The sequence below is a fragment of the Thermococcus eurythermalis genome (genome assembly GCF_000769655.1).
GTDB classification, from domain to species: Archaea; Methanobacteriota_B; Thermococci; order Thermococcales; family Thermococcaceae; genus Thermococcus; species Thermococcus eurythermalis.
This window is the reverse complement of the sequence record NZ_CP008887.1, coordinates 1,873,158-1,897,411: the sequence shown is the minus strand read 5'-3', so window position 1 is coordinate 1,897,411 and position 24,254 is coordinate 1,873,158. Positions and strand designations below refer to the sequence as shown.

18 protein-coding genes are annotated in these 24,254 nt (G+C 52.9%); 7 read left to right on the top strand and 11 right to left on the bottom strand.

Going from position 1 to position 24,254, the window contains the following annotated elements:
- Window position 1 precedes the first annotated feature (1 nt).
- From smc to TEU_RS10135, 5 genes are all read right to left on the bottom strand, one after another.
- A complete protein-coding gene (smc, locus tag TEU_RS10155) occupies window positions 2-3,568 on the bottom strand; it encodes a chromosome segregation protein SMC (protein ID WP_050003676.1) in 3,567 nt (1,188 codons plus the stop codon).
- Between the two features lie 44 nt (window positions 3,569-3,612).
- Window positions 3,613-4,038: a DUF835 domain-containing protein gene (locus TEU_RS10150; RefSeq protein WP_050003675.1), complete on the bottom strand. Its 426-nt coding sequence runs from the start codon at window positions 4,036-4,038 to the stop codon at window positions 3,613-3,615.
- Window positions 4,039-4,193: 155 nt separating this feature from the next.
- Window positions 4,194-4,595 (bottom strand): methylmalonyl-CoA epimerase, encoded by a 402-nt coding sequence (mce, locus tag TEU_RS10145; protein WP_050003674.1) that lies wholly within the window; start codon window positions 4,593-4,595, stop codon window positions 4,194-4,196.
- 4 nt (window positions 4,596-4,599) lie between these two features.
- Window positions 4,600-5,568: a methylmalonyl Co-A mutase-associated GTPase MeaB gene (gene meaB / locus TEU_RS10140; protein WP_050003673.1), complete on the bottom strand. Its 969-nt coding sequence runs from the start codon at window positions 5,566-5,568 to the stop codon at window positions 4,600-4,602.
- Between the two features lie 39 nt (window positions 5,569-5,607).
- A complete protein-coding gene (locus tag TEU_RS10135; protein WP_050003672.1) occupies window positions 5,608-6,036 on the bottom strand; it encodes a cobalamin B12-binding domain-containing protein in 429 nt (142 codons plus the stop codon).
- Between the two features lie 119 nt (window positions 6,037-6,155).
- On the opposite strand from TEU_RS10135, the gene TEU_RS10130 reads away from it, so the two are divergent.
- On the top strand, window positions 6,156-6,803 hold the full coding sequence (locus TEU_RS10130) for a PHP domain-containing protein (RefSeq protein WP_081947240.1): 648 nt from the start codon (window positions 6,156-6,158) through the stop codon (window positions 6,801-6,803).
- A gap of 90 nt (window positions 6,804-6,893) precedes the next feature.
- Complete coding sequence (locus TEU_RS10125) at window positions 6,894-8,423, top strand: dihydropteroate synthase-like protein (protein WP_050003671.1); 1,530 nt, start codon at window positions 6,894-6,896, stop codon at window positions 8,421-8,423.
- Here TEU_RS10125 and TEU_RS10120 read toward each other — a convergent pair.
- Window positions 8,408-8,707 carry a DUF3216 domain-containing protein gene (locus TEU_RS10120; RefSeq protein ID WP_050003670.1) on the bottom strand — a complete coding sequence of 100 codons (300 nt, stop codon included), beginning with the start codon at window positions 8,705-8,707 and terminating at the stop codon, window positions 8,408-8,410. The two genes, TEU_RS10125 and TEU_RS10120, sit on opposite strands and share 16 nt — an antisense overlap.
- The gene (locus tag TEU_RS10115; RefSeq protein WP_050003669.1) at window positions 8,704-9,468 is read right to left on the bottom strand and encodes a YchF/TatD family DNA exonuclease; all 765 of its coding nucleotides are present in this window, start codon (window positions 9,466-9,468) and stop codon (window positions 8,704-8,706) included. Before TEU_RS10115 ends, TEU_RS10120 begins: the two co-directional genes overlap by 4 nt.
- 94 nt (window positions 9,469-9,562) lie before the next feature.
- Here TEU_RS10115 and TEU_RS10110 point away from each other — a divergent pair, with 94 nt between their 5' ends.
- Window positions 9,563-10,504, top strand: a complete 942-nt coding sequence (locus tag TEU_RS10110; RefSeq protein ID WP_227738715.1) for a DUF835 domain-containing protein — start codon at window positions 9,563-9,565, stop codon at window positions 10,502-10,504.
- Here the strand turns inward: TEU_RS10110 and TEU_RS10105 are convergent.
- Both TEU_RS10105 and TEU_RS10100 read right to left on the bottom strand, forming a co-directional pair.
- Window positions 10,493-10,741, bottom strand: a complete 249-nt coding sequence (locus TEU_RS10105; protein ID WP_050003667.1) for a DUF504 domain-containing protein — start codon at window positions 10,739-10,741, stop codon at window positions 10,493-10,495. The two genes, TEU_RS10110 and TEU_RS10105, sit on opposite strands and share 12 nt — an antisense overlap.
- Complete coding sequence (locus TEU_RS10100; RefSeq protein WP_050003666.1) at window positions 10,738-11,448, bottom strand: MBL fold metallo-hydrolase; 711 nt, start codon at window positions 11,446-11,448, stop codon at window positions 10,738-10,740. The genes TEU_RS10105 and TEU_RS10100 overlap by 4 nt, the downstream gene beginning before the upstream one ends.
- Before the next feature lie 152 nt (window positions 11,449-11,600).
- Here TEU_RS10100 and TEU_RS10095 point away from each other — a divergent pair, with 152 nt between their 5' ends.
- A complete protein-coding gene (locus TEU_RS10095; RefSeq protein WP_050003665.1) occupies window positions 11,601-12,656 on the top strand; it encodes a M20/M25/M40 family metallo-hydrolase in 1,056 nt (351 codons plus the stop codon).
- A gap of 423 nt (window positions 12,657-13,079) precedes the next feature.
- Here TEU_RS10095 and TEU_RS10090 read toward each other — a convergent pair whose 3' ends face one another.
- On the bottom strand, window positions 13,080-15,863 hold the full coding sequence (locus tag TEU_RS10090) for a DEAD/DEAH box helicase (RefSeq protein WP_050003664.1): 2,784 nt from the start codon (window positions 15,861-15,863) through the stop codon (window positions 13,080-13,082).
- Between the two features lie 102 nt (window positions 15,864-15,965).
- Between TEU_RS10090 and TEU_RS10085 the strand changes: the two genes are divergently transcribed.
- The 3 genes from TEU_RS10085 to TEU_RS10075 are packed head-to-tail and all read left to right on the top strand — an operon-like array spanning window position 15,966 to window position 22,341.
- Window positions 15,966-18,185, top strand: coding sequence for a DEAD/DEAH box helicase (locus TEU_RS10085; protein ID WP_050003663.1), 2,220 nt, complete (start codon window positions 15,966-15,968; stop codon window positions 18,183-18,185).
- A complete protein-coding gene (locus tag TEU_RS10080; RefSeq protein WP_050003662.1) occupies window positions 18,182-21,091 on the top strand; it encodes a hypothetical protein in 2,910 nt (969 codons plus the stop codon). Before TEU_RS10085 ends, TEU_RS10080 begins: the two co-directional genes overlap by 4 nt.
- Window positions 21,091-22,341 carry a hypothetical protein gene (locus TEU_RS10075; protein WP_050003661.1) on the top strand — a complete coding sequence of 417 codons (1,251 nt, stop codon included), beginning with the start codon at window positions 21,091-21,093 and terminating at the stop codon, window positions 22,339-22,341. The genes TEU_RS10080 and TEU_RS10075 overlap by 1 nt, the downstream gene beginning before the upstream one ends.
- Here TEU_RS10075 and TEU_RS10070 read toward each other — a convergent pair.
- Window positions 22,338-24,197: a hypothetical protein gene (locus TEU_RS10070; protein ID WP_144244857.1), complete on the bottom strand. Its 1,860-nt coding sequence runs from the start codon at window positions 24,195-24,197 to the stop codon at window positions 22,338-22,340. The genes TEU_RS10075 and TEU_RS10070 overlap by 4 nt on opposite strands.
- Window positions 24,198-24,254: the final 57 nt, after the last annotated feature.

Genomic DNA, 24,254 nt, shown 5'->3' with positions numbered 1-24,254 from the left:
CTCAGCCCTCCACGCGCCCAAACATTTCTCTGTGCTCCTCGTCGCTCTTCCTCCTTATCTCCTCAAGGATCTTCCTCGCCTTCTCAAGGCTGAGGGAGACGACCTTTGAGACGCCGTTCCTCATCGTCACGCCGATAATCCTGTCCGCGTTGGCCATCATGACGTCGCGGTGGGTAATGACGACGAACTGGCTCTCCCGGGAGGCCTCCTTGATAAGGTCAGCGACGCGCTTGACGTTTGCATCATCGAGGTGCGCATCTATCTCGTCGAGTAGGTAGAACGGTGCGGGCTTGTAGCGCTGTATGGCAAAGACGAAGGCCAGCGCTATTATCGCCTTCTCGCCACCGCTCATCGCTTCAATCCTCTTGACGTCCTTGCCAGCTGGTTTCGCCTCAATCTCAAGACCGCCCGCGAACGGGTCGTCCGGGTTCTCAAGGATCAGCCTGGCCTCTCCTCCCGGTGAGAGCTTGGCGAAGAGCTCCGAGAAGTTCTTGGCTATGGCCTCGAGCGTCTGGAGGAACACCTGCTTCTTCTGCCCCTCTATCTCCTCTATGAACTCTTCTATGCTCTCCTTCTCGGCCAGAACCTGCTCGCGCTTGCTCTTGAGCTCAAGGTATCTTCTCTCAACGACCTCAAAGTCTTCGATGGCCTTCATGTTGACGGGCTCAAGGGCGCGTATCTCCTCCTCCATGCGCTCAATCTCTTCCCTCAGCGCCTCAAGCTCCAGCGGGATTTCCTTTATTGACTTGATGAGCTTCGCGTCGAAGTGCTTGAGCTCGGCCTTCTTTTCCTTCAACGTTGTCTCCGCCTGGGCGAGTTTTATCCTCAGGGTGTTGGCCTCTATCCTGAGCTCCTGGAGCCTCGCGCTCAGCTCGTCCTTTTCCTTTCTCAGCTCGGCGATCTCCTTCCTCAGCCTCTCGCGCCTCTCGCGGAGCTCCTTGAGCTCGTCCTTCACGTTCTCCTCGGCCTTCTTCAGCTCCTCGAGCTCGGCTTCGAACTTCTTTATCGCCCCCTCGTTCTCCCTTATGTTGGCCTGCAGGGCGCTTATCTTATTGACCAGTCCCTCGATTTCCTCTTCAAGGTCGGCCTTTCTCGGGAGCAGCTCCTCGTTTATCCTGCTCTCAAGGCCCTCAAGCTTGCTCTCCACCCTGCTGAGCTCCTCTTTGAGCTTGGAGATTTCCCCTTCGACTTCCCTTATCTTTGCGTTCAGCTCCCGTGCCTCGGGGTTGTCGAGGGCCTTCCTGAGCTTCTCCCTCTTCTTTTCGAGCCTCTCAATCCTTCCGCGGAGCTTTGCCATCTCGCCCTTTGCCCCTTCGATTTTCGCAGTGAGGGTCTCTATGAGCTTCTCGCTCTCCTCGATTTCCTCTTTAAGGGCTCTGTCCTCCGCGAGGAGCCTCTCAAGGTCGCGCTGGAGAACCTGCAGGTCCTTGGACAGCTCGCTCTTCCTCATGCGGAGCTCAAAGATGGTGTTCTCAAGCCCCCTCCTCTCGGCCTTCAGCGAGTTGACCTCGGCCTCAACGGTCTCTCTCTCGCGCTCAAGCCTTTCGACCTTTGCTTTAATCTCGTCCACGTTGATTCCGAGCCTGCCCCTCGGCCTGTAGTGTCCTCCTGTTATTGCACCGCTCCTTTCGAGGAGCTCTCCTCCGAGCGTTACCATTCTGACCCTGCCGATGCCGACGCTCCTGGCCTCGTCCATGTCCTCCACGATAAGGGTGTCGCCGAGGGCATATGCTACGGCGTTCTTGAAGCGCGGGTCGTAGCTCACAACGTCTATGGCAGGGATTCCGAGGGAAGGCTTTTCCCTCATCGAGCGGGGCTTTATCTTGTTGAGTGGGAGGAAGGTCAGTCTTCCGAGCTTCTTCTCCTTGAGCAGCTTGATGGCCTTCTCCGCGACCTTATCGTCCTCAACAACAACGTTATCGTAGTTTCCGCCGAGCGCAACCTCTACCGCTAGAGCGTACTTCCCATCCCCAACGGTTATCAGCTCGCCCAGAGTCCCGTATAGGCCTGGGATGTTGCTGTTTTTGAGGAACTCGACGGCACGGTTGCCGCGGGCCTCCCTCTGGGCCTCGGCCTTTATGAGCTCTTCCCTGGCCTTGGCAAGCTCAGGCTCGAGCTTCCTGAGCTTTGCCGTCTTCTCTTCCAGCTCCTTCTCAAGCTTTCTCAGCCTTGCCTCGGCCTTTGAGAGCTTCCCCTCGACATCGGACAGCTCGGAGCGCTTTTCCTCAAGGGCCCTCTTGGTCTCCTCAATCCTCTCGCGGAGGGCGTTCCTCTTCAGGTTGGCCTGGGTAATCCTTGCTTTTGCTCTCTCGATTTCCTCCGTGAACTTTCCAATCTCGCTCTCCTTCTGGTAGAGGCCCTTCTTGGCGTCTTCGAGCTCCTCAACGACCCTGTCAAACTCTTCCCTCGCGATAGAATAGCGCCTGTCGATCTCGCCGAGCTTTATCACGAGCTCGTTCCTGCTCGCTTCAAGCGTCTTTACCTCTGCCAGGAGCTTCTCCCGCCTCTTCGACCAGCGCTTTATGGCGTTCCTGCTCTTCTCTATCTCTTCTCCGATTCTTTTTACCTCGCCCTTGGCCTTGGTGAGGCGCCTCTGGCTTTCCTCGATTTCCCTCCTCGCGTTCTCGATGTTCCTTTTGGCCATCTCAATCTTTGACTGAACCTCGCTTATCCGCCTCGTTACCTCAAGTATCCCGTCCTCGCTCTTCTCTTCGAGCTCCCTCTCGACCTCCGCGAGCTCCTTTTCCTTGGCAACTATCTCCTTTGCTACCTCCTTGAGCTTGGCGTTTAGGGCCTCAACTTCCGCCTCTATCTCCTTGTCCCTGGCGCTTTCGTCCTCAATTATCTTTTCAAGCCTCTTTATCTCCCCGAGGACGAGCGTGACTTTGGCCCTCTCAACGCGCTCCTTAAGGTCGAGGTAGCGGAGGGCGTCGTTCCTCTCCTTTTCCAGCTTGTCGAGCTGGGCTTTAACCTCCCTTATGAGCAGGTCAACGCGCGCAAGGTTCTCCTCTGCCTGCTTGAGCTCCTTTAATGCCCTCTCCTTCTTGGAATCGTATTCCGCGATTCCGGAAATGTCGTCTATGATGAGCCTTCTCTCAGTGGGAGACATCTTGATGAACTTTGTGATATCACCCTGGAGGACGATGTTGTAGCCCTCGGGCGAAATCATCGCGGAGCTGAGGAGGTCTATTATCTCGCTCCTCGTTGCCCTCTTCCCGTTGAGCCAGTACGTGCTCCTTCCGTCCTTGTAAACGCGCCTCTTGATGACGACCTCGTCCTCGTCAATCGGAAAGCCCCTGTCCTCGTTGTTGAAGTACATGGCAACTTCGGCGTATTTGGCCGGCGGTTCCCCCTTTGAGCCCGCAAAGATTAGGTCGCTTATCCTGCTGGCGCGCATTGCCTTCGCTGAAAGCCCACCGAGAACGAAGAGAACGGCGTCACCGATGTTGCTCTTTCCAGAACCGTTGGCCCCCACTATTGCAGTAAAACCCTTTGCGAGTGGAACAACGACCTTTTTGTTACCATAAGATTTGAAACCCTTCATTTCTATTTTCTCAATGTAAGGCATAGCTCACACCTAAGTGGAGAAGGGGAAACGGTGATATATAAACCTCACTCAACGATTCTCTTCAGCATGGCGAGAACCCTTTCATCAACGCCATCCCCAACCGTCACGTAGAAGTCCGCATTCGAGAGAAGGGCAATGTCTCTGAGTTTTCCAACGAACCGCAGGGTCTTTTCAAGCCCGTTTTCGAGAAGAAGGTATTCAAAGGCGTCGAGGATTACACTTTTGGCGCCCCCAGTGGAAAGAAGGTCCCACGCCCTCTGTTCAATGATGTGGAGGTTTGTAGGTTCGACTGCCTGGGGGTGCCTCAGCTTTGTGACCCAGATATGGACAACATTGGAGTTAGAGAACTCACCCGGAATTTTTCTTGTTATGAGGATTTTTCTATCAGGGGTGAGGCTAATAAGTCTGGGTAGATAAGTGTAGCTAAGGACTTTGGGGCTTTTACTCTCGATTTTGCCCCTCATGAGCATAAGACATCACTTCCTGCCGTACAACAAAACTCATCGGAACATCGGGGTGATTACGTTGGCACTTATTATGTTCGCCTTATAAATGTTACTGGTATCATTATGGTAGGTTTGTACTAAATACAAAAGAAAAAAGGAGTTTTGTCCCCTGTGGGACTTCATTCATTCCTCTCACAGAGTTCGAGGAGAACGCCGGTTACCGACTTGGGGTGGACGAAGGCTATCTTTGCCCCACCGGCACCAATCCTCGGCTCCTCGTCTATGAGGCGGTAGCCCTTATCCTTGAGCTCCTTGAGGTGCTCTTCAATGTTAGTAACGCCGAGGGCTATGTGGTGTATCCCCTCACCGCGCTTGGCTATGAACTTCGCTATCGGCGAGTCCTCGGCGGTCGGCTCAAGGAGCTCAATCCTGCTCTCGCCGATGTGGATTATGGCAGTTCTAACCTTCTGGTCGGGCACTTCCTCGATCTCCTCGACCTTGAGGCCAAGCCCCTCCCAGACCTTTATGGCCTCGTCGAGGTTCTTGACGGCTATACCAACGTGGTCTATCTTCCTGAACATGGAATCACCCCCATAGTTCCTCCTTAAGCTTCTCCATCACGATTTGAGACGCGGAATACGGGTCGAGCTTCCTCTCAACTACCTCCTCGATAAGCTCCCTCGCTTCTCCCCTCTCAAGCTTCTCCTCGACCTTGCCCGCTATGGTGGAGGCGATGATGGTCTTCACTTCCTCCCTCGCGCGGAAGGCCCTCCTCTCCCTCAGCCTTCCGCTCTCCTCCATGTGCTTCCTGTGCCTCTTTATCGCCTCCCAGAGGGGCCTGACGCCCTTGAGGGTAAAAGCTGTTGTCTCGACTATCGGGGGTTCCCAGCCAAGCCCCTTCCACTTCTCCCTCTCGAACTCAATGGCCATCTTGAGCTCCAGGTAGACCATCTCAACGCCTTCCCTGTCGGCCTTGTTGATGGCGAATATGTCTGCCCCCTCCATGAGGCCGGCCTTAATGGCCTGAACCTCGTCGCCGAGGCCTGGGACGGTTACGAGAACGACGGTGTCGGCGGTCTTAACGATGTCAACCTCAATCTGACCGACTCCGACGGTTTCAACGAATATCAAGTCGTAGCCGGCCGCGTCAAGAACCTTCACTGCGTCGTTCGTGGCCTTCGCCAGACCACCTAGGGAACCGCGCGTTGCCATGCTCCTGATGAAAACGTCAGGGTCGGTCGAGTGCCTCTGCATTCTCAATCTGTCGCCGAGAAGAGCCCCGCCTGTAAAGGGGGACGTCGGGTCAATGGCTATTACGCCAACCCTGTGCCCTTCGTCCCTCGCAAGCTTGATGAGCTTATCGAGGAGCGTTGATTTTCCTGAACCCGGTGGCCCGGTTATGCCCACGACGTACGCCTTTCCGGTGAGAGGGTAAATTTTTTTGACGACTTCCCGCGCTTTCTCCTCATCGTTTTCCACGATGGTTATGAGCCTTGCTATGGCTTTCTTGTCGCCTGAGAGCGCGGACTGGACGAGGGAGTTGAGACTCTCCATTTTGCATCCCTGGAGAAATTATCCAAAGGGGATATAAAGTTAAGCCCTGAAGCGCTTGAGGTTCTCAACGGCCCTATCCACGAACTCGATGATGGTCTTGAGCGAGGTCCCCGGGCCGAAGACCTCGGCGACGCCCATCTTCTTGAGCTCCTCGGCGTCGTCGGGCGGGATTATGCCCCCTGCGAAAATCACGATGTCCTCGTTTGGTTTTATCCCCCTCTCCTCAAGGAGCCTGATTATCTTCGGTATCAGCACCATGTGCGCACCTGAGAGGATGCTTATGCCGAGAACCGCGGCGTCTTCCTGGACAACCGTCTCAACTATCTGCTCCGGGGTCTGCCTTATTCCCGTGTAAATGACCTCATACCCGGCTTCCTTAAGGGCCCTTGCGACGACCTTTGCACCCCTGTCGTGGCCATCGAGACCGGGCTTCGCTATGACGACGCGAACTTTTGAGCACTCGACCATTGACACCACCGGATAGGGTTTCCCCTTGTCGTATTTAAAGGTTGTCAAAACTCAAGGTTTGTCTTTACGTTGGATTTTTTGTCCACAACCTTTTTTAAAGCTCTGGGGGAGGTTAAAACATGATTCACGACTCGCACACCCACACGCTCCACTCGGACGGGCTTGGGGAGGTCTTCGAGAACATAGCCGAGGCCGAAAGGAAGGGCCTCTCACTCGTTGCGATAACTGACCACAGCCACTACGTCCTGGGGGGCAGCTTCAACGCCTATCTGAGTGAAATAAGGCGCTGGGCCGAAGACAGTGAAATAACGGTTCTGGCTGGAATTGAGGCCAACATAACGCCCAACGGTGTGGACGTGCCTGCATGGGCCGCGGGGAAGCTGGACTTCGTGATAGCGAGCGTCCATGAGTGGGTGGACAGGCCCGACCAGTACGTCGAGCTCGTCAAGACTGCGCTCCTCGACGAGGACGTTGACGTCATCGGCCACTTTGGAGCGAGCTTCCCGTACATCGGCTATCCGTCGTGGGACGAGCTTTTGGAGCTCATAGAGCTGGCAGCGGAGAAGGGAAAGGCCTTTGAGATAAGCTCGCGCTACCGCGTCCCGGATGTGGATTTCGTGAGGGAGTGCATAAAGAGGGGCGTCAAGCTGACCTTTGCCAGCGATGCCCACAGACCCGAAAAGGTAGGGAACGTCGGCTGGAGCGTGAGCACATTTAGAAGGGCCGGTGGAAAGCTTGAAGACCTGCTCTTTGCCCCCTACCTGTGAGGCCAGCCCGATGACGAGCTACTCCCGACTGAGCGGTGACGAGCCACCTACCGGCCGAGGGCTTTTAAACCCCTGCCCGAAGGGATTACCATGAGAATCCTCCTCGTTACCGGCAAACTCGCCGAACCCCTCGTGAGGGAGTACGGAAAGGGCTGCGACGTCTTTGTCACGCCGGTCAGTGTGGCGGCATTCCTTACCCCCGAACTAATAGTCCGCTACCTGAAGAGAGCTGGCGTGAAAAGCGAGGACTACGACCTGATTCTTATTCCCGGCCTCGTCAGGGGCTCCGCTCAGCCCATCGAGGACGAAATAGGAGTTCCAACGTTCAAGGGGCCGAAGAACGCCATAGACATTCCCCAGACGCTCAAAGCCCTAAAAGAGGGCTTCAAACTGAGCAGGGAAAAGCCTGCGGACGAGCTCTTCTCCTTTGACGCCCTCAAGAAAGTTGAGGACATCAGAAACAAGACCAGGAACAAACGGTACATTGAGAAGGCCCTCAAAAAGCCGGGGAACGTTCTCATAGGGAACCTTCCTGCTGGAAAGGACTTCCCGGCAAGGATTCTGGGAGAAGTCGTTGACGCGCCAAAGCTCGGCGTCGAAAAGACCGTCGAGAAGGCCCTATACTACCTGCGAGAGGGGGCGGACATAATTGACATTGGGATGGTGGCCAGCGAGGCCAACCTCGATTTCGTTGACTCAATCCCTGAAATCCGCGAGAGGCTCAAGGACAACGGCTTCGACGTGCCGGTGAGCTTTGACTCCCTCAACACGAAAGAAATTAAGAGGGCCCTTGACTGCGCCGACCTGTTTCTGAGCGTTGATGAGGGCAACCTTGAGGAGCTCGTGACGGAAAAGCCCGTCGTCCTCATTCCCACCAACCAGAGAGAGGGCTTTTTCCCAGCTAAGCCCTGGGAGAGGGCCGAGTTCCTTGAAAGGCTCAAGGAGATGGCCCTCGATTTGGGCTACCGGATTGTAATCCCCGACCTAATCCTTGAGCACGTCCCGCACCTGGCGCGCTCGGTCACTGCCTTCCAGCTCTACCGGGAGAGAAACCCGGACGATGTCCTCTTGGCAGGCGTCGGCAACGTGGTCGAGCTGTACGACGCTGACAGTGTCGGGATAAACGCCCTCTTGGCTGGAATCGCGAAGGAGCTCTCAATAAACCTCCTCCTCACGACGGAGGTCAGCGCCAAAGCGAGAGGCTCGGTTAGAGAACTGAGAAGGGCTATTGACATGAACCTCTTTGACCTACCGAAAGACCTCGGCTTCGACCTGCTCATATTGAAGGAGAAGAGGGCGAGCGAGTGGCGGTTTGAGCCTGCCGAAGAGGTCGTTGAAGCCAGAGAGAGACCAGTCGAGCTCGAACCAATCTACTTCAGGATATGGGTCGAGGGCGGGAGAATCTGGGTAAACGCTCACCGCGGAACCGAGACCGTCCTCACAGTGGTCGGCGAGGAGCCGAACGCGATAATAGACACAATCCTTGAGCGCTTCGAGATAAGCCCGAGGCACGCCTTCTATCTGGGGAGGGAGCTTGAGAGGGCAAAAACTGCACTAAATCTGGGGAGGAGCTACGTCCAGGAGGGTGAGCTTTTTCCCGAGTTTTACATTGGCCCCTGAAGGTTCTGCATCTTTGGTTTCCTGAAGAGCTCGTCCAGCTCGGCCCTCTTGGCTTTGATTTCCTCATATAAGTCCGCAACCTCTCCTTTCTCAGGATACTTCATCTTCAGAGTCATCAGGAGCCCTTCCAGAAAACTCAGGACGGAGAGCCTTATGTAGTCCTCGCCCTTCTTCGTCTCAAGCCCCTCGTTCAGCGCCATGAAGGAGTCAACCCTTGCAATCAGGGCTTTCTCTCCGAGCTCTTCGAGGAGCTCCTTCACTTTCGCAACTTCTTCCACTTTCATATCCTCACCCCCAGATTGAAGAACTCAATTGCGTTTTTCTCTGTTTCCCTTTCCACTTCCTCAAAGTCCAGCCCCTGGAGCCTTGCTATCCACTCAACGGCGACTTTGACGTTGCACGGGGTATTTCTCTGCCCCTTGAAGGGGCTCATGTACGGGCTGTCGGTCTCGACGAGGAGAGCATCAACATCGATAGCCTCGGCGACCGCCTTAACTTCGGGGATGAAGACTATCCCCGTGTTTATCCCTATCACGTGGCCGTTCTCCACTATCTCCTTCGCCAGCTCAACGCTCCCAGCGTAGGAGTGGAAGTAAGCCCTGACCCCGGCTTTCTGAACGAGCTCGTAGGCCTCTTTTTCGGCTTCTCTTGCGTGTATCACGACTGGCAGATCGAGTTCGAGGGCCATCTCAAGGAAGTGCCTGAATATGGCCCTCTGGTTTTCCCTCTGAGCCTCGTTCTCGGCGTAGTGGTAGTCGAGGCCTATCTCTCCTATTGCCACTATCTCTCCCGAGTGCTCGCGGATGAAGTCCTCGACTTTTTTCACCTTCTCCCAGTTTCCCCTGCGCGCCTCGTTGGGGTGGTAGCCGAGCGTCGGAACGACGAACCCTAAGTATGGCTTCAGTAGCTCCCAGCTCTTCCAGACGTGGGCCTTGCGGTACTCGGTTATTGAGTCCACTACCGCCCTAAGCTCCTTCCTGCAATCCTTTATTACCCTTGGTGCGTCCTTTTTGTAGAACTCGAAATGGGCGTGTGCGTCTATCATGGTCGGTCGTTTAAGATGGAGCAGAAAAGTTTTTTCCCTTGATAGGTGCAGTTAATCTGGGGATTGCTGTATGGAAAAAGACCCGAGTGAGCTCATGAAGGAAATTGTAAACCGCCTGAAGAACCTATCGGCAAAGGAGCTGTTAAGCTATGCCATCTTTAACGAGGAGGAAGAGGCCGAATATTATGCTGAACTCGCCAAGCGGGCCGAGCGCAGGAGCGTTAAGGCCCTCTTCAAGAAGATGAGCGAAGAGAGCAAGGGGCACGAGCAGCTGCTCCGCAGGCTCTTTAACAGGCTCTTCCCCGGAGAGGAGCCGGTAAAAGTTGATGCCCCTCCCGTTGAGGTCTACCCTTTCTATCCGAAGTTCGAGAGCGCCAGAGATTACCTCTCGGCCCTGAGCTACTGTATGGAGAGTGAACTCTTTGCCAAGCATACCTATGAGCTTCTGGCGAGTGTTGCACAGGACGAAGAAGTGCGGAGACTTGCCCTCGACCTGGCGGCCATAGAGCAACTCCACTACGAGGAAATCAAGCGCGTTTACGACCTCATCGAGGCCTTCGAACGCAGACATTTGTCTCCTCGAGACCTTACTTCGGGAGCATACCTACTCACAGACGACGAGAAGGTGAAGTACTTCCTCCTCGACTTCCTTGATGGACCGAGGGTTCTCCTTGCCTTTGTCCGAGAAAACCCGCGTAAATTCGCCGAGTTCGTCCAAAGTCCTGGAAAAGTGCTGTGGGTAACAAAGACTGACGTCGAAGATGGTATTCCACCCGAACTCATCTTCGACATGAAGAGAGAGGTTTCCAAGTTTTTCAAGAAGTGCTCCTCAAAGGGAGAGCAGGGAGTCGTGTTTATCCAGAACCTAGGCTATTTAGCGAGCCAGCTCGGCTTCAAAGAAGCGCTTGACTTCGTGCTATACGTCAAGGACCTCGCGACCCTCAACAACGGCTACCTTGTAGTGACGGCCATTCCAGAAGCCTTTGAGAAGAAGGAGTGGGCGATTATCACATCGGAGCTTGAGCTAATCTCTTGAGCGCTTTTCCCAAACTACCTTTCCATCTTTTCTGACAACGCGGATTATCCTGTGGTACGGAATCTGCGTCTCGCCGATGAAGAAGTAGCCGTGCCCCAGCTTAATCAGCTCAACGGGAATCTTTTTCTCGTTTCCATATGCCCCCCTGTGCTCGATTACGATGTAGTAGTCCCCCTCGTTCTCCCTGGGGTCGTGCTTAATCTTCGCCAGCACCTCCTTCAGGGAACCCTTCCTCATAGGAACCTCCTCACGGCCTCGATGTTCCCGCGCCAGTCCTTTATTACCCACCCGTGCCCAGGCAGGCCGAAGTCAACCCCAAGCTCCGCCAGCCTTTCGATGCTCCCCCTAAGCGCCCTGTGGTCTCCGCTGGGTAAGTCAGTCCTCCCGACTGTTCCCTTGAAGAGTGTGTCCCCTGTGAATGCAAGGCTCGGCTCTCCTTCAAGGTAGAGGCAGGAGCTTCCCGCTGTGTGGCCCGGCGTGTGAAGGAGGAGCAGTTTTCGCTTACCAATCCTCAGGTAGTCGCCGTCCTGGAGTTTGAGGTCAACCCCATGCCCCGGGAACCTTTTTCCGTAGGCGTAGTCGAGGATTATCGAGCTCTCGGAGCGCTCAATGACCTCCGCCGTCTTTTGGTGGGCGGCGAAAACAACCTCAACACCCATCTTCTCAAAAAGCTCTTTCATCTTGAGGTTTCCGCCAATATGGTCGAAGTGCTCGTGGGTGTTGAAGATTATGACCTTTTTGAGGCCGTTCAGGTAGCCCTCGCTGAGCCAGAGGGAGAAGTAGCGCTCAACGTTGTCCCCCGTGCCGGTATCAACGACAAGGGCTTCCTTCCCGGAGCGGAAGAGGTAGACGTTGGAGTCCCAGTCAAGGCCCCTCAGCATCACCGTGTTCGGCGGAATCTCAACCGGGAACAGGTCGGGGTATACCACTTCAAGGTTCTCCAAGCTCTCACCTCCAAAAGGGCTCGAGGGGGGACCGCGTCTTCATCTCGGGGGGAGCGAGTCCCCGTCAGGAGGGATGAATCTCTTCATCGCCCGGCCGTATTACTCGGGTGGGTTTATAAACTCCTCCCCTAAAAGCCTATTAGGTGACCCAAATGAAGACCGAGAGAGCGAAGGAGATACTCCTTCAGCTTTTGAAGATACCCTCCCCCTCAGGAAAGGAAGACAGGATAATGCTCCACATCATGGAGTTCCTGCACAGGCTCGACTACGACGTCACGATAGAGAGCGACGGCGAGATAATAGACCTCGTCGTGAACCCCAATGCCGAGCTCTTCTACGAGGTGCACGTGGACACGATACCCATCAGGGCCGAGCCCTTCGTTAGGGGCAACATCGTCTACGGAACCGGTGCGAGCGACATAAAGGGCGGTGCCGCCGCGATACTCCTCATGCTTGAGAACCTCCGCAAGGAGGGCAAAGACCTCAACGTCGGCATCGTTTTCGTCAGCGACGAGGAGCAGGGTGGCAGGGGAAGCGCCCTCTTCATGGAGCGCTACAAGCCCAAGATGGCGGTTGTCCTTGAGCCGACCGACCTGGAAGTGCACATAGCCCACGCCGGCAACATCGAGGCATACTTTGAGGTGGACGGTAAGGAGGCCCACGGTGCCTGTCCGGAGAGCGGAGTTAACGCGATTGAAGAGACCTACAAGATGCTTGAAAAGCTAAAGAACCTCGAACCTTTCAAGGCCAAGGGAGAGTTCTTTGACCCGCACATAGGAATTCAGGAGCTCGTCTGTGAGAACCCCGTCTACCTAATCCCCGCCCTCTGCAGGGGGAGACTTGAGGCGAGGCTTCTGCCTGAGCAGGAGGTCGAGGACGTCCTCGATATAATGGACCCAATACTCGACGAGTACACCAAGAGCTACGAGTACACCGAGATATGGGACGGCTACCGCCTTGAACCCGATGAGGAAATCGTCCAGATGGCCAAACAGGCCATGGAAAGGACGGGCCTTGACGAGTTCGGCGGAATGAGGAGCTGGACAGACGCTATAAACTTCATGTACAACGGGACGAGGACGATAGTGTTCGGCCCCGGCAACCTCGACATCTCGCACACAAAGTTCGAGCGCATTGACGTGAGGGATGTAGTAACTGCCAGCGAGTTCCTGAAGGCCCTCAACGAGATTTATGGAAAAGGGGCGTGAGCCTTTCCTTTTCGCTTTTAGTCTGGGCCCGCTAGTTACATTTTTCTTTTGAAAGCCTCGCCCTTTAGGGCGGGGATGCAGTAATTGAGGGTTTGGCTCTTTTAGACCGAAACCAGTAAATAATTTCCCGTTTAATAAGGGCCTCGAAGAGGCCACTGTAAAACAACCTCTCTCAAAGGGGTTTCACGTTACCTTCCAGCGTTGGAGGGTTGGCGCTGTTAAGCGTCCTTTTCAAGAACCGCCTTCGAGCGGTTGAAAACTCTGGAGGGTGACCTTTGAGCGATAACCCCGAACCGCTGGGCCGGAGACCCGGCCCGCGGGCTGAACCGAAAGTGGCAACACGAGTAGGTAATGAACCCGCAAACCTCCCCGTCGTTGGCGGGGGGTAATCCGTTGGAACCCTCAGCTAAGGCGGGGAGGAGGTCAGTGGGTAGACTTGTCTTCCTTTTCTTTCTCCTCCTTCCTGTCCACCCAGAACCGCCTCGTCCGTATGAACTGCCTCTCGCGCTCCATCAGGGCTACGATGAGGGCATCACCCTTATACTGTCCCAGAATCCTTGCCGCAGTGTCTGGGCCAGTCCCATAGCTCGCCAGGGCGAGGACGGCGTCGAAGCCGTATGAGTCTATAAGATCTGCCGCCTTCAGGAGCTTCCTGTAAACCCTCTCCTCTTTCTTATCTAACGGTTTTCCATGGCGAACTTTCTCCAGAACCGGGAGAAACTCCTCCGCGTCGATCGGGTGGGCAACAGCCAGCATTCTCGAACCGCAGCGCGGGCACTCCCAGTACTTAATTCTCTCCTCCAGGCGTGAGACCTTCGTCTTCGAGTTCCAGCCACAGTTGGTGCAGACTAAAACGACCTCGTGGTCGAGGAGCCTCTTCTTAAACAGCTCAAGTATCTCGTCCCTCTCAAGGACGCCGGAGAGCAGGAACTCCCCTCCGACGCTCATGTTAAGCTTAGCCAGCGTTGATGGCTCTCCCCTCAGCTCGGTCTTCACCCTAAGGGTGCCCCGCTTAAGCATTTCAAGCAGGAGCTCACCCTTCCTCACGTTGACCTTGTCGTGGTAGAGCTCGTTGAGTGTTTCTTTCTCAATCACCGTGCCCTCGAAGAGCCTTTCAATCCTCCTTATTTTCGCGTCCCGTCTCAGCGCGCCGAAGCGCTTTGCTACGTTCATCATCCTCCAGCGGTAGGCGTGGGAGTCTCTTATGGCGCGGGAAACTATGAACTCCAGACTCTCTGGCTCCTGGTAGAGGTAGCCCTTCACCTCCTCAGGGTTTAGCTGGAATGGTGTCTTGAAGACTATCGCGTGGGCCTGGGAGCGGACTGAGAAGACTCTCCCATATCTCATGATTAGAAGGGAGTGAACCAGCTGGCCAAGGGCCTCGTTCGCCCTGTTCCCGAAGTCAGCGTGGATTATCGTAGCCTTCGGCGTGCTCTCGACGACTATATCGCGGTCGGTGGAGAAGGGTTCGTCCTTGATTTCTTCGAAGGCCCTTCTAAGTTCCTCCTCTTTGAACTCGACCCCTTTCAGGAGATCCTTCGCTTTCTCAAAGTCGAAGGCAAGCTCCCTCTTCAGTCTGCCGACGTCAAGGGCAACTCTGAACGGGACGGGAATCATCTCACCCTCCCAGCTCGGTATCGCGCTCTCAAGGCTCCTGCTCTCGCGCACCTTCAGAAGCCTCGCCTCACCGTCTATCTTGAGCACAATCCAGCTCCGCCCGTTCATTACGAACTCCATACCCTCCTCCAGATCCATCACAAAGCTCTCGTCCAGTCTGCCTATGATGTGCCCGCTCTTCGCGTCAAAGACCCTCCATGAGACCTCATCGGGAATCGTCGAGAGGTTTTCGTAGTAGTACTGGAATGCCCTGCGCCTCAGGTAGAGCAGGCCGCTCTCCTCGTCGTAGCCGACCAAGTGAGCGTCCTCCAAAACGCGGAGAACGTCGAGGTAGTCGCTCCAGCTCAAGTCCCTGTAAACGTACGCCCTCCTTGCTATCTCATAGGGCCTCTCGCGTGGAAGCTTTTTGTACTCTATGAGCAGGCCGACAACAAAGTGGGCCAGAACGTCCAGCCCTCCCATCGGCTCGACCGCCTCAAAGCGGCCTTCGAGGGCGTGCTTAGCTATGACAAGGCTCTGAAGGTAGTCCTCGACGTTGGAGGTTATGATGTAGCCCTCGCTGACCTCGCCAATCCTGTGCTTCGCCCTCCCGACGCGCTGGACGAGCCTGTTGACCTGCCTCGGGCTCATGTACTGGATTACGACGTCCACGTCGCCGATGTCTATTCCCAGCTCCATTGAAGAGGTGCATATCAGCGCCCTGATTTTACCCTCCTTCAGCGCCCTCTCCGCCTTAACGCGCGCCTCCCTCGAAAGCGAGCCGTGGTGAACCTCAACAGGCTTTCCCCAGGCCTTGAGGCGGTGCGCCAAAATCTCCGCGAACTGGCGCGTGTTGGTGAATATGAGGGCCTTTCCGTGCTCCTCGACTATCTCCCACAAAAGTCTAAGCCTCGCCGCTATCTCTGGCGAGAGGCTCAGTTTCTCGGCCAGCCCCATGGCCTTTTCAGTAGGCTTTGGATATAGCACGTGGAAGCGGTAGCTCTTCTTCCAGCTCGGCCTGACTATGACGTCCGCCTTCAGCCACTCTCTCACCTCGTCCTCGTTGCCCACCGTTGCAGTCATACCTATCCTTCTGAAGTCGGCTATCTCGGCCAGCCTCTCAAGGTTGAGGAGGAGCTGCGCCCCGCGCTTGTTGTCCACAAGCTCGGCTATCTCGTCCACGATGACGAACTTCACGTTTTCAAGGTGCTTTCTGAGTGATTTAACGGTCAGAATGACGCCAAGAGTTTCAGGGGTGATTATTAGCATCTGGGGCGGGTTCCTCGTCTGCCTCGCCTTTTTGTATGCCGAAGTGTCACCGTGTCTGACCTCGACCGTTATCCCTAGCTTCTTTCCCCACCATTCGAGCCTCTCAAGCAGATCCCTGTTGAGGGCCTTGAGGGGAGCTATGTAGAGCGCCGAGATAGGTTTGAGCCCCTCCTCGAGTATCTCGTTGAAAACCGGCAGGACTGCCGCTTCTGTCTTTCCAGAACCAGTTGGGGCGATAATCAAAACGCTCTTTCCGGAGCTAACCTCTCTAAAAGCGTCTTGCTGGAGCCTGTTGAGCCTTCCAAAGCGCTCTTTGATGACCTTCTTGAGGAGGGTGTGCATGGTTGGCATTCGGGTTGAGTCTATAAAACTTTGTTGTGTTTTTGATCAATAGTTGGGGGAATCTTTTTAAATCCCAATAGCGTTTATACGCTAGGTGATTGCATGGAAGCTATTTATGTTAAGTGTTACCATGCTCTTTTAAAATCCGAGTTTAATGTTTATGTTAACAGTACGGAAGTAAAGAGCAGTGAGTACAAAGCGGGGACTCTGAAGCTTGGCATTGAGACTAAGAGTTTCTCCAGAGATCGAATAGTCCAGCTCTTCTCAAGATACACCGACAGGCCCGATGAATGCTTTAACGGGCTTGTCAAAAGAGGGTTCATAGTGAAAGTCGGAAACGGCTACCGTTCCCTACATATGGACGTTGCCATCAGGAGTGCGTTTCTCAGAACTTCCCCCAACTCGCCTCCCTATGTGGTCAGCCCCAGGTTGGCGCTCTACGAGATTCCCATACCGTCTAATGAGGACCGCAGGATTTCCCCGGGCAGGCACTACAGGGATGAAGGCTTTAAGAAGGTTGAAAATGTCCTCGTGAAGAGCATCGTCGGCTTTTTCGGAGAAAATGGGACGAAATACGCTGAGATATACAAGGAGTTTCTCAGAAGACATTTCGGCGACGGCGGTCTCGATGCGTTTCAGGCCCTCGCCCTTTCTAGACTCCTCAGGGAAGGCTATCCCCCTGTTGGTAAGACCTTCATAATCACCGCTCCCACAGGTTCCGGAAAGACTGAAATCTTTACCCTCTACATGATAGCCAAGCTTATCAAAGCTGTGATGGACGGTACTGAGGAGCGCGTGGTTCTTGTTTATCCGCGAAAAGCCCTCTCCGTTGACCAGGCAGGCAGGATTATCGAGATGTTAAAGCTATTGAATGACATTCTTAGGAGGCACGGCATAGAGCGGAGGATAACCTTTGGAATCAGAGATGGAGAAACACCCCGCGATTTGGGTAAACTTAAAGAGTTCCTCAGGGAGTCCAACTCGTTCAGGGGCATACTTGGAAAGGACAAGAATAAGTTCGTTTACGAGATAAGAGATGGAAAAGCCGTGGTTTCCAAAAATGGTGTTGTTTACGACTTCATAGTTCCACTTCGGAGGGACATGGGCGATAATCCACCAACGGTTCTCGTCACAAACACGTGGGCCCTTGAAACGCGCCTCTTGGATAACACAAAAAAAGACATCGGAGCCAGGTACTTTGAAAAAGTCTCCCTGGTTGTTTTCGACGAAGCGCACGAGTACACAGGCCTTGGAGGGGCCCTCGTTGCAGGTAACATCGAGCTGATGGCAAAGGTTAGCAAGATGCCTCTGGACATTGTTCTTTCCTCTGCAACCGTTCCCAATCCAAAGGATTTCGCAGAAAGGCTTTCCGGTCGGAGCAATGTTGTCCACGTGGATTTCAGGGAGCACGTCAAGGTCCTTGAAGGGGACTATGGAGTTAAGTTCAAGGGCAAACGCCTAGTCCTCATGGGAATATATGACATCCTCCCCACAGTATCGTGGAGTACCTACGCCCAGCTTTGGGCCGTCTACATGTCATTCCTCCACTACTGCTACTCCAATGGTGGAAAGAACTACTGGCCGAAGTCTCTAATATTCATACAGAATATCAAGGAGATACGCAGGGTTAAAAGAGGTTTTGACAACAACATCTCCCTCGGTGAGCCGAAGGACCACCTTTACCTGTTTGGAGATAGACGGCCTTCCACCGACCCATTCTCGTATACCCATTATGTTCCTCCAAGTCTATGGGGGTACCTTGACTCCGTTTTTACTAATGAGAGTCCTTACCTCAAGGAACTCCTTGATAAAGTGGCGATGATGTATAGCGAGCTTCCTAAGGGGGAGCGTGAGGCGATCATAAAGGATCTGAAAGAGCCAAAATCAAACCTCGCGACCGTTCTGACGACCTCGTCCCTTGAGCTTGGAGTTGACTACGATGGGGTTTCTTTTATTCTCAACGTTGGCTTTGAGAACCCAATATCTCTAAGACAGAGGATTGGAAGGGGCGGTCGTTCAATGGAGTCCATGAGGACCGTCTTGGGCATAATCCTCACTAAGAAGGTGCCCACTGAGGCGTTCCTTCTCTATGATCCAAACATCTGGGATAAGCTTCACCCGATGCAGAGACAGGACGAAGGACAGCTCATAGTCTCGACCGAGAATCCGCAGGTCAAGGTGAGGAACCTTCTCACTGAGGCAGTTGTTAATCTTGCCCTCGCCGGAGAACCAACGTATGCCTCAGATGAGGCGCTCAAAGGTAAGGACAGGATGGTGGAGTTCCTCAAGAAGGTTCTAGATAAGGTGGAGGGTGGGTTATGACCGGTGAGTACAATTACCTGGACCTCATTCGTTCCGTTGTTGATTTACTCTCCCGTGACCTCGACGAGGTAGAAGAAATAATAGAAAGTGCCCGCGTTAGGGACGAGGTCCCCTTTGCAGTCATAAAGGCGAGGCGTGCGATTGAGGACCTCATGGAGGACGTTAAGAACTTTGAGCAGGAGATCGAGAGTCCGGAGGCTAGAGAGGTCCTTGAGGAGCTCATCATTAAACTGCAAGAAGCTCTTGAAGCACTTAATAGGTGTCAGAATGGCTCTGAGAAGTGCTACTCTGGCAATGAAATTGATATGGAATGCGTTGATTGTCACTACAAGGTTCTGCGGGAAGTTCGTAGGACTCTTCTTGAAGTTGAGGATGATTTAGATAGCATAAGACGCAAACTTCGCAAGACGGGCGAGAGGGGGTCCCTTCTTAGGTCCCAGAAAGAGAATCGTAAAAAGTTTCTTGGAGACGCAAGTAGGTTGCGTGATTTCATTGAGGACACCCTCACTGAGCGTGCGAATGAACTCAACGCCATAGCTCAAGTGCTTGATAATGTCTCAAACCCCACCAATCTCTTTGAAAACATAGACGATAGGACGGTCTTCATACTCAGACTCCTTCTTGAACTATCTGAATCCGGGGTGTATGTTGGTGAGGTCCTGAGCGCTCTGACTGGTTTGAAGTCGGTCACGGCCGATCCCGTTGACCGGGAGGTTAATATTAAGCTTCCCTCCAAGAATTCAGAGACGAGTTATTATGAGCAAAGTCTTCCTCTTCAGACCCTCTTCTATCGCTATCCCCCCTTCGAGCCGATATCCCTAGAGGACAGAGATGGCATCAGTGGTTCCCATGTCTGGTTCGTCAAAATCAAGAACACTGACTACTACAATCACAAGGGCTATATGTACGTTCATCCCCAATCAATAAAGGACTTGGGTTTTGATCCAAGAAACCCTGTCCACGATGCCACCATTAGTGACACCCACGAGACGATGGGGGCAATCTATCCCGAGCATGTCTTTAAGATTAAACCCGTGAGTGTTTTAGAAGCCAAAGATGGCTACATAATCCTGGCGGTCTCAATCAATCCGAAAAAACGGGAGAGAGTTTACATAAAGTACGGCTCCGAGTTCATTAAGGAAGTGCTTGAGAAGAAACTGAATAAACAGAGTATCAGGGACATCTACGTTGACGAGCTTAGGAAAAAAGGTCACAGGGGTAAGGTCTACGAGCCCACAGACCTCACCTACACGTGGTACTGCACTTCTGGATATGGCCTCTCAACCGATCCCCTTGACGTGAAGTGTCCCTTCCGTAAATGGTGCAAGTATGGTAACGAATGTGGGGGCAGAAAGTGGAAGTGGACGAGACGCATCTTTCCAAAGGTCTTCCTTGACGTTGAGAGGAGTTACAGCGGTGTTGAAAACACCAATGGTCTATTGTCTCCGATAGTCATGAGGAACGTCCGGATTGAGGAGGAGTATCCCTCCGCCCACCTTTCGATGCCCGAATCTGGCCTCCCGGTCGTGTTCAAGTTTAAAGTTCCCTTCAGAAGGTCGCTTCCTAAGACCAACGTCATAGGCTTCAAAATTGCCCCCGAGTTCCTTGAGCTGGTCGTTAGAACGGCCCTCGATGAGAGGGCCCTCCGTTCTCCTGAGCTTGCCAAGGTCCTCACGTATGAGCTTTGGAAAGGCGGTCCTGAGGTCAAGCTCGGTGATGTTCTACTGACCAAGTTCTTCATTTACGATAAGGCCGAGAAAGGCTTCAGGACCTACGACCTCCTGAGGAAGAGGAGCAGCAGTCTACTCAAGGAATATCTCCGGATGAGGGAGAACCTCCTCGTCAAGAGCATGCCATACAATAAGAGATATTTCAGGAAGTTCCTCGAGTGGGCCACCAAGACGGTACTCCACTCCCTAGCCCACGCGTTTCTTTCCTACGTTTCCGTGGAGCTCCAGATTGAAACAAGCAATCTGGTTTACCTCTACGATGAGAGGGAAGGGTTGGTTCTCGTGGCCGAGAACAGCCCTATTGGAGCCATAGACATCATCGGCGCCCTCAACGAGTGGTGTAAGGCTAACGGGTACGGAGACAGAAACTGTTATAAAAACTTCATCGAGAAATTCTTTAGAAAGGAGCTGGAGTTCCTTCGGGAGCACGAGGAGGATACGGTTCAGTACGCTGACAGGGTCAAGTCCGTTGTCTCATCGGTTTCCAGAGAGGACGATCTTAAAGACCTTAGAGATGCTATAATAAATCTCTACAATGAGTTCATCGAAAACGGTCTAGTACTCGATGTCCATAGCCTATCAACTCATCTTCTCCTCTCTTCAGCCGGGGAGACAAACCTTGAAAAGTTGATAGCTGAAAAGGAGCTTGGTGTAGACACCAAGAAGGCCCACCGCTACTTCGATGATATTCTCCTCACGGCAGTTCCCAACTACTGCATTGACGGCTGTACAACCTGTGTTGTAGTGGATAGAGGCTGCACCGAGGGACTCGGCCAGACCTACACGGTTTCGAGAAAGCTTATGGAGTTCACCATTGGGGTTCTCCTCGGGGAGTATCCCCTTCGCGGACCTGGGGGGAGCTACCTTAAAAAGCTCCTCGGCATTGCGAGAGAGAGTGTGGAAGCAATGTCTCCTTACCTAGATGATGAAGGAATTGAAACCCTCATTGAGCTAGCCGAGAAGGGAATTCACGTGAAACTTTCAACGAGGCCAGAGTTCGTTCGGGAATACGGAGAGAAACTCAGAAAGGCAGGGATTGAAGTCATGGAGATCAGGAACGAGCACGACAAGTGGTACTGCCTCGACGGGTGGCTACTCATAAAACCCACCGTAAACATGAACCTTGAGTCCGAGAACTATAACAGTTTCGTCATAAAGCTCGGACGGTGTTGGTAATGGAGTTCTTCGCTGAGGTTGCCAAAATAGATGCGGAACTTGAGAGGTTGGGCAACGCCCTGGCCGTTCCCTTTCTTTACGACCTCTATGTCCCATATCACAAACGGTTTGTAGATCTACGCTCTGACATAATTAGGGAGTTCTTTGTGTCATATTCAATGTATCCCGTTGTTATGTTGGGGACCCCTATAATTAGGGGCATTCGAACAACAGCGGACATAGATTTGTCCAGTAGTGCCGTTCATATAGAAACTCTCAAAAGAAAGGGCAAATCTTATGGGACTGACTTTCCTGGAAGTTTTGTAACCTGGGGGAACGTTCACGAATTTCTTAATGACTCCAAAATCCCTCTCGAACTAATCCAACTTCTTTGGTACTTTGCCGTTCTAAGGGCCAAGCCCCTTGGTATTCCCCACGACAAATCTAAAAGGTATTACAACAACATAATTCCCAGTCCCCTTTCTATCTTCACGATTCTTGATAGAGATAATCAGCCATTGGTGGTTTCTCCCTTCTCAGCAGTTATGGTTCTGGAAGTTGAGAAATCCCCTTCGGAGTGGGTGCCCTACTTCCCCGAGACATTTCATGTCAGGCGTGCTAGGGCCTATACCTTCGTGACGGACGGAAGGCACGTCCGCTTTGCGGGACCCTTTAGGACGTTCGTTCCCGACGTGGACGGGATAAACGTGGGGATTGAACCTGGGGAGGCACTTCTTGACTACTACCTTGGGCTTGCTGTGTTTCCCTTCCGGGGCAACTCTATCGGATATGTGAGTAGTATCTATGGAGGCAGATCTTCACCGGGCTACTTCCTCGTTTTTGGGCGCCTTCCATTCAGTTCAGAGATATACTACCTCCTAAACTTTGGGAGCACTGGAGACTGCGGAAAACGTAGAATCGTGGGAGAAGGAGACTTTAGGCTATGGGCCGAGGATTTCAACAAGGCCCTGACTGTGCTTCACACGAAAATGAACTTCAGGGAGGAGTGGACAGGGGACATGTTCTTTAAGCTCTACAGAAAATGGGTAGAAAAATCCAACTCTCTGCTGGGAATTTACGAGGGTCATTTTCTTCTGAAAGCCCTGGCATTGGGAATTAACCCCTTTGAGGAGTCTCTGGATGAGATTCTTAGGCACCCACGGGACCCGCTCTTTGAGATTCCTCATCCGGTATCCCTTTCGAAGGTCTCGAAAGACGCGGATTTATTAATAAAGAACCTACTTAAAATTGGATTAGGAATTATGATTTAGAGAACCACTACCTCCACCTCATCATTATAAATCCTGCGTATTGCATTTGAGAGTGCCTTCATGGCTGACTTTTCAACTTTCTTATCCAAAAATATAGCATTAGAAGTCCTTTGTAAGGGTTTGGTAAACACTATTCTGCTTTTCGTAGGTTTTTCTCTTGTGAGTATGACTACAAAGACACCCCTCAACCTGGACCTAGCAAGCCTTCCGGGGGGCTCTCCAATTACCCAGTAGGAAACGCTCGGATGTAGTCCGCTCTCAACGGAAGCCTGAAGTATATTCTCCCAGTCAATCACGGATTTTCTGTTATAGAACAGCACGACTCTTCCACTGGGGGTTAAAACCCTCTCAATGTTGGAGAATACAAGCTTCATGGCTTCTCCAAAGCCTGTCCTATCGCGGGGTATCTCGTTCCTTTCCACATTATCCAGGATTACATCGTTTGATATTCCGACGATTTCATCGAACACGCGCATTGCACCATAGTGAACTATCGAGAGCGAGGCATAGCTCCTAACGGTGTCCATGTATGGCGGGTCCACTATCGCTATATCAATGGGCCTGTCTGGCACAAACGTTCTGGCATCGCCTATCTTCGCCTCTACAGCGACGTCTCTGCTAATCCTAAGCTCGCTACTGGCTATGCGAACCGCCCTCCTTATCGAGGACGCCAAGGCGTTTCTAGCGAGTGGAGCCAGTTTTTCAGGAACCCTCGCTAGGGGATTAGTCTCGACTGTGTACTCAGGAACCCAGTAGGTTTTCATGGCAACCGCCGGTACAGGCTCTCCGATTGGAGAATGCCACTTAGCGACAAGGCTTGACGATTTCGCGCTCTCACTGAGGAACACAGAGAAGATTTCAATGAGCTCTTCATCCAATCCTAGTTCCTTGCAGGCCTCGGCAAAGGCAACGAAAGTTGCGAGCTGTCTCGTGGTAAAGAGCTGTGAGAAGCGCTTAATGCCCTCACGCTTTAGCCTTCTCCCTTCCATCAGGTCCTCTAGCGGAATTGGATCGAGGATTTTGCGGGCTTTGTTCGCTTTTCCCATAGCTTTAAAGTGACTTTCCCGAAGCCAATTTAGGATTTCCCTGGCGTCGAGGACCCTTTTTCTCCATTTTTTCCCATCTCTCTCGCGAACCTCAGCGGCCCATATAGTGTAACCGTCCTGGGTAGGATATCCTTCGCCCAAGCGAAACTTCGGTTTGTGAGTTACCTCAAAGGATCTTCCACAGTGTGGGCACGTTTCCTTTTCAGAGCTCCTAGGAGATTCAAAAATAGTGCCACAGTAGGGGCATCTTAAAATCCTAATGGGCTTTCCGTTTCTGCTGTACTTGTCGATCCACGACGGAATCTTTCCCTTAGTTATAAAGATATAGGAGACAATCTTTCCTTTCACATTCCATGACCAGCCAGTTTCAATTAGCTTTTCTTCGGTTTTTCTGAGAATAGTTTTTCCTTTTGACTCAATTTCCTTGGCATCTACTTTGCCTTTAAGCAGATTCGATGTTGATTTGGCTATTCTAACCGCAACTGGATTGATGTCTATCCCTATGGAATGATAGCCCATTATGGCCGCTTCAATTATACCAGTTCCCCCACCCATGAACGGCTCATAGAAGACTTTTCCTCTAGCAAGGATTTCAATGGCCTTTGGGTTATCAAGACTTTCACGAACAAGCTCTTTTGAGTCTGTTAGGTATGAGGCCAGTATCGCCCTGTAGAGAATGGCAAAGCGCCTCGACCACCAGCGGTGAAGACTGTGATGGGGTAACCTCTGACCCTTTTCGATAAGAGCCTTTTCGACAATCTCTGCCGTGAACTCTGGTGTCATTTTATCCAGCAACATTGTAACCCCCACACCTGAATGTGGATGACGCCTAAAAAGTTAGCGCTCGATGAACCGTTACCTTTATAA

Bases quoted from the DNA above. Each gene is read 5' to 3' on its own strand.
- smc (WP_050003676.1), bottom strand. From the start codon at position 3,568: ATGCCTTACATTGAGAAAATAGAAATGAAGGGTTTCAAATCTTATGGT.
- TEU_RS10150 (WP_050003675.1), bottom strand. From the start codon at position 4,038: ATGCTCATGAGGGGCAAAATCGAGAGTAAAAGCCCCAAAGTCCTTAGC.
- mce (WP_050003674.1), bottom strand. From the start codon at position 4,595: ATGTTCAGGAAGATAGACCACGTTGGTATAGCCGTCAAGAACCTCGAC.
- meaB (WP_050003673.1), bottom strand. From the start codon at position 5,568: ATGGAGAGTCTCAACTCCCTCGTCCAGTCCGCGCTCTCAGGCGACAAG.
- TEU_RS10135 (WP_050003672.1), bottom strand. From the start codon at position 6,036: ATGGTCGAGTGCTCAAAAGTTCGCGTCGTCATAGCGAAGCCCGGTCTC.
- TEU_RS10130 (WP_081947240.1), top strand. From the start codon at position 6,156: ATGATTCACGACTCGCACACCCACACGCTCCACTCGGACGGGCTTGGG.
- TEU_RS10125 (WP_050003671.1), top strand. From the start codon at position 6,894: ATGAGAATCCTCCTCGTTACCGGCAAACTCGCCGAACCCCTCGTGAGG.
- TEU_RS10120 (WP_050003670.1), bottom strand. From the start codon at position 8,707: ATGAAAGTGGAAGAAGTTGCGAAAGTGAAGGAGCTCCTCGAAGAGCTC.
- TEU_RS10115 (WP_050003669.1), bottom strand. From the start codon at position 9,468: ATGATAGACGCACACGCCCATTTCGAGTTCTACAAAAAGGACGCACCA.
- TEU_RS10110 (WP_227738715.1), top strand. From the start codon at position 9,563: ATGAAGGAAATTGTAAACCGCCTGAAGAACCTATCGGCAAAGGAGCTG.
- TEU_RS10105 (WP_050003667.1), bottom strand. From the start codon at position 10,741: ATGAGGAAGGGTTCCCTGAAGGAGGTGCTGGCGAAGATTAAGCACGAC.
- TEU_RS10095 (WP_050003665.1), top strand. From the start codon at position 11,601: ATGAAGACCGAGAGAGCGAAGGAGATACTCCTTCAGCTTTTGAAGATA.
- TEU_RS10090 (WP_050003664.1), bottom strand. From the start codon at position 15,863: ATGCACACCCTCCTCAAGAAGGTCATCAAAGAGCGCTTTGGAAGGCTC.
- TEU_RS10085 (WP_050003663.1), top strand. From the start codon at position 15,966: ATGGAAGCTATTTATGTTAAGTGTTACCATGCTCTTTTAAAATCCGAG.
- TEU_RS10080 (WP_050003662.1), top strand. From the start codon at position 18,182: ATGACCGGTGAGTACAATTACCTGGACCTCATTCGTTCCGTTGTTGAT.
- TEU_RS10075 (WP_050003661.1), top strand. From the start codon at position 21,091: ATGGAGTTCTTCGCTGAGGTTGCCAAAATAGATGCGGAACTTGAGAGG.